The sequence below is a fragment of the Pseudomonas sp. MD195_PC81_125 genome (genome assembly GCF_014060985.1).
GTDB classification, from domain to species: domain Bacteria; phylum Pseudomonadota; class Gammaproteobacteria; order Pseudomonadales; family Pseudomonadaceae; genus Aquipseudomonas; species Aquipseudomonas parakoreensis.
The window spans coordinates 1-8,847 of the sequence record NZ_JABULD010000411.1; the positions used below are offsets into that span (position 1 = coordinate 1).

8 protein-coding genes and 2 pseudogenes are annotated in these 8,847 nt (G+C 61.5%); 7 read left to right on the forward strand and 3 right to left on the reverse strand.

What is annotated here, in order from left to right; all coding sequences use genetic code 11:
* The first annotated feature begins 121 nt into the window (after positions 1–121).
* From HT737_RS16825 to HT737_RS16840, 4 genes are all read left to right on the forward strand, one after another.
* Entirely contained in the window at positions 122–1,135 is a 1,014-nt protein-coding gene (locus HT737_RS16825) for a sulfate ABC transporter substrate-binding protein (RefSeq protein WP_047290763.1), read from the forward strand.
* Positions 1,136–1,364: 229 nt separating this feature from the next.
* Positions 1,365–2,183: a sulfate ABC transporter permease subunit CysT gene (cysT, locus tag HT737_RS16830; RefSeq protein ID WP_007952818.1), complete on the forward strand. Its 819-nt coding sequence runs from the start codon at positions 1,365–1,367 to the stop codon at positions 2,181–2,183.
* Positions 2,184–2,196: 13 nt separating this feature from the next.
* Complete coding sequence (cysW, locus tag HT737_RS16835; RefSeq protein WP_007952817.1) at positions 2,197–3,069, forward strand: sulfate ABC transporter permease subunit CysW; 873 nt, start codon at positions 2,197–2,199, stop codon at positions 3,067–3,069.
* Between the two features lie 3 nt (positions 3,070–3,072).
* Positions 3,073–4,062: a sulfate/molybdate ABC transporter ATP-binding protein gene (locus HT737_RS16840; protein ID WP_047290764.1), complete on the forward strand. Its 990-nt coding sequence runs from the start codon at positions 3,073–3,075 to the stop codon at positions 4,060–4,062.
* Positions 4,063–4,143: 81 nt separating this feature from the next.
* Here HT737_RS16840 and HT737_RS16845 read toward each other — a convergent pair.
* Positions 4,144–4,669: pseudogene (locus HT737_RS16845) on the reverse strand (DUF962 domain-containing protein).
* Between the two features lie 85 nt (positions 4,670–4,754).
* Here HT737_RS16845 and HT737_RS16850 point away from each other — a divergent pair.
* Positions 4,755–5,431 (forward strand): annotated as a pseudogene (locus HT737_RS16850) (Crp/Fnr family transcriptional regulator).
* Between the two features lie 165 nt (positions 5,432–5,596).
* Here HT737_RS16850 and uraH read toward each other — a convergent pair.
* Together uraH and HT737_RS16860 are read right to left on the reverse strand one after the other, a co-directional pair.
* Positions 5,597–6,007, reverse strand: a complete 411-nt coding sequence (gene uraH / locus HT737_RS16855) for a hydroxyisourate hydrolase (RefSeq protein ID WP_047290767.1) — start codon at positions 6,005–6,007, stop codon at positions 5,597–5,599.
* 11 nt (positions 6,008–6,018) lie between these two features.
* Positions 6,019–6,504 (reverse strand): heme-binding protein, encoded by a 486-nt coding sequence (locus HT737_RS16860; RefSeq protein WP_182403347.1) that lies wholly within the window; start codon positions 6,502–6,504, stop codon positions 6,019–6,021.
* Positions 6,505–6,640: 136 nt separating this feature from the next.
* Here HT737_RS16860 and HT737_RS16865 point away from each other — a divergent pair, with 136 nt between their 5' ends.
* A complete protein-coding gene (locus tag HT737_RS16865; protein WP_131670853.1) occupies positions 6,641–7,321 on the forward strand; it encodes a heavy metal response regulator transcription factor in 681 nt (226 codons plus the stop codon).
* Positions 7,311–8,699 carry a heavy metal sensor histidine kinase gene (locus HT737_RS16870; protein WP_182403349.1) on the forward strand — a complete coding sequence of 463 codons (1,389 nt, stop codon included), beginning with the start codon at positions 7,311–7,313 and terminating at the stop codon, positions 8,697–8,699. Before HT737_RS16865 ends, HT737_RS16870 begins: the two co-directional genes overlap by 11 nt.
* The last annotated feature ends 148 nt before the right edge of the window (positions 8,700–8,847 follow it).

Below are 8,847 nucleotides of genomic sequence, written 5' to 3' on the forward strand. Positions count from 1 at the left end.
TGCGGCAGCTCCTACAGGGGGCTGTGTAGGCGCTGCCGCAGGCTGCGACCTTTGAACCGGCACCCCGATTTCCGAAATACATAAGAAAAAGCCACCACCAAGAATTCCAGGAGCTTTCACCATGTCGTCGATTCGCCGTTACGCTTTGGCCGCGCTGGCCAGCGCTGTGTTTGCCGGTTCCGCAGTTGCCAAGGATTACGAACTGCTCAACGTGTCGTATGACCCGACGCGCGAGCTGTATCAGGACTACAACGCCGAATTCATCAAGTTCTGGCAGAAAGATCACGCCGGCGACACCGTGAAAATCCAGCAATCCCATGGCGGGTCTGGCAAGCAGGGCCGTGCGGTAATCGACGGTCTGCGCGCCGACGTGGTGACCCTGGCGCTGGCCGGCGACATCGACGAAATCGCCAAGCTTGGCAAGACTCTGCCTGCCGACTGGCAGAAGCGTCTGCCGGATGCCAGCACCCCGTACACCTCGACCATCGTGTTCCTGGTGCGCAAGGGCAACCCGAAAGGCATCAAGGACTGGGGCGACCTGATCAAGAACGACGTTTCGGTGATCACCCCGAACCCGAAAACCTCCGGCGGTGCGCGCTGGAACTTCCTCGCCGCGTGGGCCTACGGCCTGAAAGCCAACGGCGGCAGCGAAGAAAAAGCCAAAGAGTACGTGCAGACCTTGTTCAAGCACGTTCCGGTACTGGACACCGGCGCTCGTGGCTCGACCATCACCTTCGTCAACAACGGTCAGGGTGACGTGTTGCTGGCCTGGGAAAACGAGGCGTTCCTGGCATTGAAAGAAGACGGCGGCGCTGACAAGTTCGACATCGTCGTGCCGTCGCTGTCGATCCTTGCCGAGCCACCGGTGGCGGTGGTCGACAAGAACGCCGAGAAAAAGGGCAACGAGCAGATCGCTGAAGCTTATTTGAAGCACCTGTACAGCCCGGCCGGTCAGGAGATCGCCGCGAAGAACTTCTACCGTCCGCGTGACAAGGACGTGGCGGCGAAGTACGCCCAGCAGTTCCCGAAACTGGAACTGGTGACTATCGACAAGGACTTCGGCGGCTGGAAATCCGCGCAGCCGAAATTCTTCAACGACGGTGGCGTGTTCGACCAGATCTATCAGGCGCAGTAATCTGACCCACAATGAGCCTGAAGTTCAGGCACTTGAGATGTGGGAGTGAGCCTTTGTGGTGAGGGGATTCATCCCCGATGGGTTGCGCAGCAGCCCCAACGCCGACCTTTGCGGTGAATCAAATCTACCGCGAACTCTGGTTTTGCGACTGCTTCGCAGTCGGTCGGGGATAAATCCCCTCACCACAGGGCTTGCTCCCACATTGATGCGTTTTTAACCAAGGACTTTTATGTCGCGTCGTATCTCCCCCGTCATACCCGGCTTCGGGCTGACGCTGGGCTACACCTTGGTGTACCTCAGCCTGATTGTGCTTATCCCGCTGGCGGCGATGTTCGTCCACGCCGCCCAACTCACCTGGGATCAGTTCTGGACGATCATCTCCGCACCGCGCGTGCTGGCTGCTCTGAAGCTGAGCTTCGGCACCGCGCTGTGTGCCGCGATCATCAACGGCATCATCGGCACGCTGCTGGCCTGGGTGCTGGTGCGCTACACCTTCCCGGGGCGCAAGGTCATCGACGCGATGATCGACCTGCCGTTCGCCCTGCCGACGGCGGTGGCCGGTATTGCCCTGACCGCGCTGTACACCCCGACCGGGCTGGTTGGCCAGTTTGCCGCCGACCTCGGTTTCAAGATCGCCTACACCCCGTTGGGCATCACTCTGGCGCTGACGTTCGTGACCTTGCCGTTCGTGGTGCGCACGGTGCAGCCGGTACTGGCTGACATTCCCCGTGAAGTCGAAGAAGCTGCCGCTTGCCTCGGTGCGAAACCGTTGCAGGTGTTCCGCCATATCCTCCTGCCAGCGCTGTTGCCCGCGTGGCTCACCGGATTTGCCCTGGCCTTTGCCCGGGGTGTCGGCGAGTACGGTTCGGTGATTTTCATCGCCGGCAACATGCCGATGAAAACCGAGATCCTGCCGCTGCTGATCATGGTCAAACTCGACCAGTATGATTACACCGGTGCCACGTCCATCGGCGTGCTGATGCTGGTGGTTTCCTTCGTCCTGTTGCTGCTGATCAACTTGCTGCAGCGGCGCATCGAAACCCCATAAGGAGGCGCGAACCATGTCCCAATCGTCTATTGCGGCCGCGTCCTCGGCCAACGCTGCGCGGCGTGGCAGTGCCACTTCGCGCAGAATCCTGATCGGCCTTGGCTGGCTGATCTTTTTCCTGTTTCTGGTACTGCCGCTGTTCATCGTGGTGTCGCAGGGTTTGAAGAATGGCCTCGGCGCATTCTTCACCGCGATCTTTGAACCGGACGCCTTGTCGGCGCTGAAACTCACGGTGATCGCCGTGCTGATTTCGGTGCCGCTGAACCTAGTGTTCGGCGTCAGCGCCGCGTGGTGCGTGAGCAAATACTCGTTCCGCGGCAAGAGCATGCTGGTGACGCTGATCGACCTGCCGTTCTCGGTGTCGCCGGTGATCGCAGGTCTGGTCTACGTGCTGATGTTCGGTGCGCAGGGCCTGTTCGGGCCGTGGCTGCAGGATCACGACATCCAGATCGTCTTCGCCCTGCCGGGCATTGTGCTGGCGACGATCTTCGTCACCGTGCCGTTTGTGGCCCGTGAGCTGATCCCGCTGATGCAGGAACAGGGCACGCAGGAAGAGGAGGCCGCGCGGCTGCTTGGCGCCAACGGCTGGCAGATGTTCTGGCACGTCACCGTGCCCAACATCAAATGGGGCCTGATCTATGGCGTGGTGTTGTGTACCGCGCGGGCCATGGGTGAGTTCGGTGCGGTGTCGGTGGTTTCCGGGCACATTCGCGGGGTGACCAACACCTTGCCGCTGCACGTCGAGATCCTCTACAACGAATACAACCACGTGGCCGCGTTCGCCGTGGCGAGCCTGTTGCTGATCCTGGCGCTCTTCATCCTGCTGCTCAAGCAGTGGAGCGAAAACCGTATCAACCGCCTGCGCGCCAGCGCCGCGGAGGAATAATTCATGTCGATCGAAGTGCGTAACGTCAGCAAGAATTTCAATGCGTTCAAGGCGCTGGACAACATCAGCCTGGACATTCAGAGCGGTGAACTGGTGGCGCTGCTCGGCCCGTCCGGCTGCGGCAAGACCACGCTGCTGCGGATCATCGCCGGCCTGGAAACCCCGGATCAGGGCAACATCGTGTTTCACGGCGAAGACGTCTCCGGCCACGACGTGCGTGATCGCAACGTCGGTTTCGTGTTCCAGCACTACGCGCTGTTCCGGCACATGACGGTGTTCGACAACGTCGCGTTCGGCCTGCGCATGAAACCGAAAAACCAGCGCCCGAGCGAAAGCCAGATCGCGACCAAGGTGCATGAGCTGCTGAACATGGTGCAACTGGACTGGTTGGCCGATCGCTACCCGGAGCAACTGTCCGGCGGTCAGCGTCAACGTATCGCTTTGGCGCGCGCGCTGGCGGTTGAACCGAAAGTGCTGCTGCTCGATGAACCGTTCGGCGCCCTCGACGCCAAGGTGCGCAAAGAGCTGCGTCGCTGGCTGGCGCGCCTGCACGAAGACATCAACCTGACGTCGGTATTCGTGACCCACGACCAGGAAGAAGCGATGGAAGTCGCCGACCGCATCGTGGTGATGAACAAAGGCGTGATCGAACAGATCGGCTCACCGGGTGACGTCTACGAAAACCCGGCCAGCGACTTCGTTTATCACTTCCTCGGCGACTCCAACCGCTTGTTGCTCAGCGACGACAACCACGTGCTGTTCCGTCCGCACGAAGTGTCGTTGTCCAAACATGAGCTGGAAGATCACCACGCCGCTGAAGTGCGCGATATCCGGCCGCTGGGCGCGACCACACGGGTGACGTTGAAGGTGGAAGGGCAAACGGACCTGATCGAGGCCGAAGTGGTGAAGGATCACGACAGCCTGATCGGACTGGCCAAAGGTGAAACCCTGTTCTTCAAGCCGAAGGTCTGGCAGAAAGTCGCCAGCCTATAAGAGCAAAAGCTTCGCGAGCAGGCTCGCTCCCACAGGGAAATACATTCCAGATGTGGGAGCGAGCTTGCTCGCGAAAGCGGTCTACACAGCTGCGCGATTCGGATTGACCCGCACCACCCCCGCCCGCGCCTCGATCTGAGCTTTCAACTCGTGGCGCATTCCCAGCATGAACGCCACTTCGGCCACGACAAACAGCGGCCCGACAATCAACCCCGCTGACGTCATCGACAAACGCCGGTTTGCGCCCCTCGTAGTGGTGCCCGACAAACTGGATCACCCAGCCAATCACAAACATCGCCAAGCCGCTGCTGAGCCAGACCATCGTGCTCTGCTGCGCCAGTGCATGTCCGGCCCAGACCGACAGGCCCATCAGCACCGTCATCAACACGCCGAGTTTCACTTCCAGGCGCAGATAAAACCATGCCGAGGCCAGCGCCAAGAGCACCGCCGGAGAGATCCACAAGCCGCCCAGTGACCACGCTGGTCGCGACAATAAAACGGCCACCGCCACCACGATCAGCGGAATGCCGATAAAGTGGCTGGCGATGTTGCGCGGGTCGCGGTGGTAGGCGGCGTATTGACTGAGATGGTCGACGAGGCTTTTCATTGTTGTTCCTCCTGTAGGGTGCGTGCAGCATGCCTCGGGTTCGGTGTTCGCTCTGTCAGGCAGGCGACAGTTGGGAGTGATCATGATGGATAAGCGTTCACGGCTGATGACCGGGCAATGGTTCAGTCATCTGCCGACATCCTTTCAGGATAGTCTGCTGGCGGCGGCCCGGGAGCGGCGGCTGACGGCGGGGCAGCGCTTGTTCCAGCGCGGTGATCCGCCCTGCGGGTTGTACGCGGTTCTCGACGGCGCGATTCGCATCGGCGCGGTGAGCGAGCAGGGCAAGGAGGCGTTGCTGAGCCTGGTGGAGGCACCGCACTGGTTCGGCGAAATCTGCCTGTTCGACGGTCAGCCACGCACTCACGATGCGTATGCAGTCGGGCCGTGCACGCTGCTGAATATCCCGCAGGCCACGCTGCTGAAAATCCTCGATGAACAACCGGTGTACTGGCGCCATCTGGCATTGCTGATGAGCCACAAACTGCGCTTGACCTTTATCAACCTCGAACAGTTGAGCCTGCTGCCGGCCCCGGCTCGCCTGGCGCATCGATTGCTGATGATCGCCGAGGCTACGGTGAAATCGATGCGCCACGCCGGGTCCTGCAATTGCCTCAGGAACAGCTGGCGTCGATGCTCTCGCTGTCACGCCAGACTACCAATCAGATCCTCAAAGATTTACAGGGGCAGGGGATTATCGGGTTGGGGTATGGCGAGATCGAGATTCTCGATGCCGAGCGATTGCGCGCCGTCGCCACTGTCTGAAAACTCACACCATTCCACTGTGGGAGCTGGCTTGCCAGCGATTGCGGTGCATCAGTCGACATGCATGCTTGCTGAACTGATGCCATCGCTGGCAAGCCAGCTCCCACAGGGTTCTCAACTATCCATGATCTTTGAGGCAAACCACAGAACCTGCAGGAGTATGGCTTACGAGCCGCGATAGGTCGAGAAACCGTAAGGGCTGAGCAGCAACGGGATGTGGTAGTGCTGGTCAGTCTGCTTCACCTGGAAAATCACCGGGATCTCCGGGAAAAACGTCTCGCGCTTGTTCTTCTCGAAATACTCGCCGGTCTTGAACACCACCCGGTATTCGCCCGCTTCGAAAGGCTGTTTGGCCGGGAACAGTTCGGCGATGCGTCCCTGCTCGTTGGTGGTGCCCTGGGCCAGTGGCTGCCAGTTCTGGCCGACGTGTTTTTCCAGGGTCACGTTGACGCCCGGGGAGGGCAGGCCGTTTTCCAGGTTGAGCACGTGCACGCTCAGTGGATTGCCGGCGGCCAGCGCCAGGCCGGAGAAGGCACTCAGGCCGAGTGCGGCGAAGGTCATGCGCAGGGTGGTCATGGTCAGTCTCCTTATTGGGAACGGGTAAGGGGCAGGCCGGCCTTTTCGGCGGCCTTGATGGCACAGTTTTCGTCCTGCTCGCCGCCGCCGGAACCGGCCACGCCCATGGCGCCGACCAACTCATTGCCGGCGAACAACGGGATCCCGCCGTCGAGCAACAACAGCTCGTCGAGGGTGTTGAGATTGGCGGTTTCCGGGTTGCTGCGGGCGCGCTCGGCGAACAGCCGGGTCGGGGTTTTCGTCGACAGCGCGGTGTAAGCCTTGCGCTGGCTGGCCGCGGTGTTGTGCGGGCCAATGCCGTCGCCGCGCAGGGTCACCAGCACGTTGCCGCCACGGTCGAGCACCGATACCGTCGCGGTGCAATTGCTCAGTGCTGTGTCGGCCAGCAGGCGTGCGGTTTTCAGGTCGATGTCAGCGTGACGCGGCAGTTCAGGGGCGGCGAAAGCGCTGGCGCTGAGGCCGAGGGCGAGGCTGGCTGCAAGGTATTTGACGGTCATGGACAGGCTCCAAAAGCTAAGGTCGTCACCTTAATCGGCGCTCTTCGTCAGAACCCCGTCAGTCGGATTACAAGTTTGTAATGGGCAACGCCGTCGAAGGCGCCTAGCCTGTGTGCCTGATCAATCGAGGTGTGCCATGCGTTTGCTGGTCGTAGAAGATGAAGCCAAAACCGCGAATTTCCTGGCCAAGGGCCTGGGCGAATCGGGGTTTGCCGTGGATGTGGCGCTCAATGGCCTTGATGGGCGCTATTTCATCGAGCAGCAGGCCTACGACCTGATCATCCTCGACGTGATGCTGCCGGGCCTCAATGGCTGGCAACTGCTGCAACTGATCCGCCAGCGCGGCGCCACCCCGGTGTTGTTCCTGACCGCCAAGGATGCCATCGAAGACCGCGTACGCGGCCTCGAACTGGGCGCCGACGACTATCTGCTAAAACCATTCGCCTTCGCCGAACTGCTCGCGCGGGTGCGTACGCTGCTACGGCGCGGGCCGCTGCGCGAAGCCGAGTCCTACAGCATCGCTGATCTGGAAATCGACGTGCTGCGGCGTAGGGTCAGTCGCGGCGGCCAGCGCATCGCCCTGACCAACAAGGAATTTGCCCTGCTGCAATTGCTCGCAAGCCGCCAGGGCGAAGTGTTGTCACGCACGCTGATTGCTTCGCAGGTGTGGAACCTCAATTTCGACAGCGACACCAACATGGTCGAAGTCGCGGTGCGCCGCCTGCGGGCGAAGGTCGATGACCCGTTCATGCCGAAACTGATCCACACCGTGCGCGGCGTCGGCTATCAACTGGAGGCGCCCGACGATGCGGTCTAGGTCGATCGCCTGGCGTCTGGCGCTGGCGTTCGCCGTGGTCTGCGCGTGGGTGTTGAGTGCGATCGGTGTGTTTCTCTACCGCTCGCTCGGCTCGGAGATCGCCTACCGGGATGATCTGGCGTTGCTTGGCCGCCTGGAGCAAGTGCGCGCCTTGCTCGCCGACAGCGACAGCCTCGGCGCCTTGCAGGCGCGCCCACGTCTCTATCAGAACATGCTCGGTAACCTCGACAGCCTGTTGCTGGTGCGGCGCGCCGATGGCTCGAACGTGATCGCAATCAACCCGCGCCAACGCGAGCTGCCGCCATTGAACGCAATCGCGCGCGAGCGAACACCGCAGCGTCGGAATGTGCTGACCTGGCAGGCGCCGGACGGCGCCGAGCTGGCGCTGTTGTCCGGTGACGCCCAAGGGCCGAACGGCGAACCGCTGACGGTGATCGCCGGCAAGGTGCTCACTGAGCGCGAGCAGATGCTCGCCAGTTATCGCTTGCGCCTGTACCTGGCCATCGGGCTCGGTGCGTTGCTGGCGTTCGCGCTGGGGCTGGTGCTGCTGCGCCGTGGCCTGCAACCGTTGCGCCAGTTAAGCGCGGCGGTGCGCGGCATTGATCTGCGCAGCCTCGACCAGCGTCTGCCCGCCAGCGGCACCCCCGCCGAACTGCTCGAACCGGTGCAGGCGCTCAACGGCATGCTCGCGCGGCTGGACGACAGCGTGCAGCGGCTGTCGCAGTTTTCGGCCGATCTGGCCCATGAGATCCGCACGCCGTTGCACACCTTGCTCGCCAGCAACGGTCAGGCGCTGAACCATCCGCGCAGCACGGCGGAGTATCAGGAGCTGCTGGCCTCGAACATGGAAGAATTCGAACGCCTCAAGCGCATGGCCGAAAACCTGATGTTCCTCGCCCGCGCCGAGCAGGCGGAGCGCGCGCTCGACTTGCAAACACTGGATCTGCACAGCCTCGGCAGCGAGCTGTGCGATTACTTCGAAGCCTTGGCCGATGATCGCCAGTTGCGCCTGGAAAACCAGCTGCACGGCGAACTGTTGGCCGACCAGCAACTGCTGCAACGCGCCCTGGGTAATTTGCTGGCCAACGCGGTGCGCCACGCCGATGAAGGCACGCTGATCAGCCTGCGCCGCCGTGATGAGGCGGGTGTGTGTTGGTTGCAGGTACACAACCACGGCCCGGTGATTGCGCCAGAACATCTGGGCAAACTGTTCGACCGCTTCTATCGCGTCGACCCTTCACGGGCGCAGCCTGGAGATTCGGGTGGGCTGGGGCTGGCGATTGTGCAGTCGATCATGCAGTTGCATGGCGGGCGGGTGCGGGTGAGCAGTGATGCGAGTGAGACGGTGTTCGAGCTGGGTTTTGTCCTGAGCCAATAATGCGCCGTGCAAGTAATCAGAAACTCAGCTAGAGTTTGGCAATTAGTGCATCGCATGCGATGCACATTGATTATTTATCTATAAATGCATCGTAAATAGTGCAGGTTTGCGCAATGGAACAGATCGGCGAACTGAATCAAAAGCTTGC

Excerpts from the sequence above, each read along its gene's own strand:
- HT737_RS16825 (WP_047290763.1), top strand. The coding sequence starts at position 122 with ATGTCGTCGATTCGCCGTTACGCTTTGGCCGCGCTGGCCAGCGCTGTG.
- cysT (WP_007952818.1), top strand. The coding sequence starts at position 1,365 with ATGTCGCGTCGTATCTCCCCCGTCATACCCGGCTTCGGGCTGACGCTG.
- cysW (WP_007952817.1), top strand. The coding sequence starts at position 2,197 with ATGTCCCAATCGTCTATTGCGGCCGCGTCCTCGGCCAACGCTGCGCGG.
- HT737_RS16840 (WP_047290764.1), top strand. The coding sequence starts at position 3,073 with ATGTCGATCGAAGTGCGTAACGTCAGCAAGAATTTCAATGCGTTCAAG.
- uraH (WP_047290767.1), bottom strand. The coding sequence starts at position 6,007 with ATGACCACCCTGCGCATGACCTTCGCCGCACTCGGCCTGAGTGCCTTC.
- HT737_RS16860 (WP_182403347.1), bottom strand. The coding sequence starts at position 6,504 with ATGACCGTCAAATACCTTGCAGCCAGCCTCGCCCTCGGCCTCAGCGCC.
- HT737_RS16865 (WP_131670853.1), top strand. The coding sequence starts at position 6,641 with ATGCGTTTGCTGGTCGTAGAAGATGAAGCCAAAACCGCGAATTTCCTG.
- HT737_RS16870 (WP_182403349.1), top strand. The coding sequence starts at position 7,311 with ATGCGGTCTAGGTCGATCGCCTGGCGTCTGGCGCTGGCGTTCGCCGTG.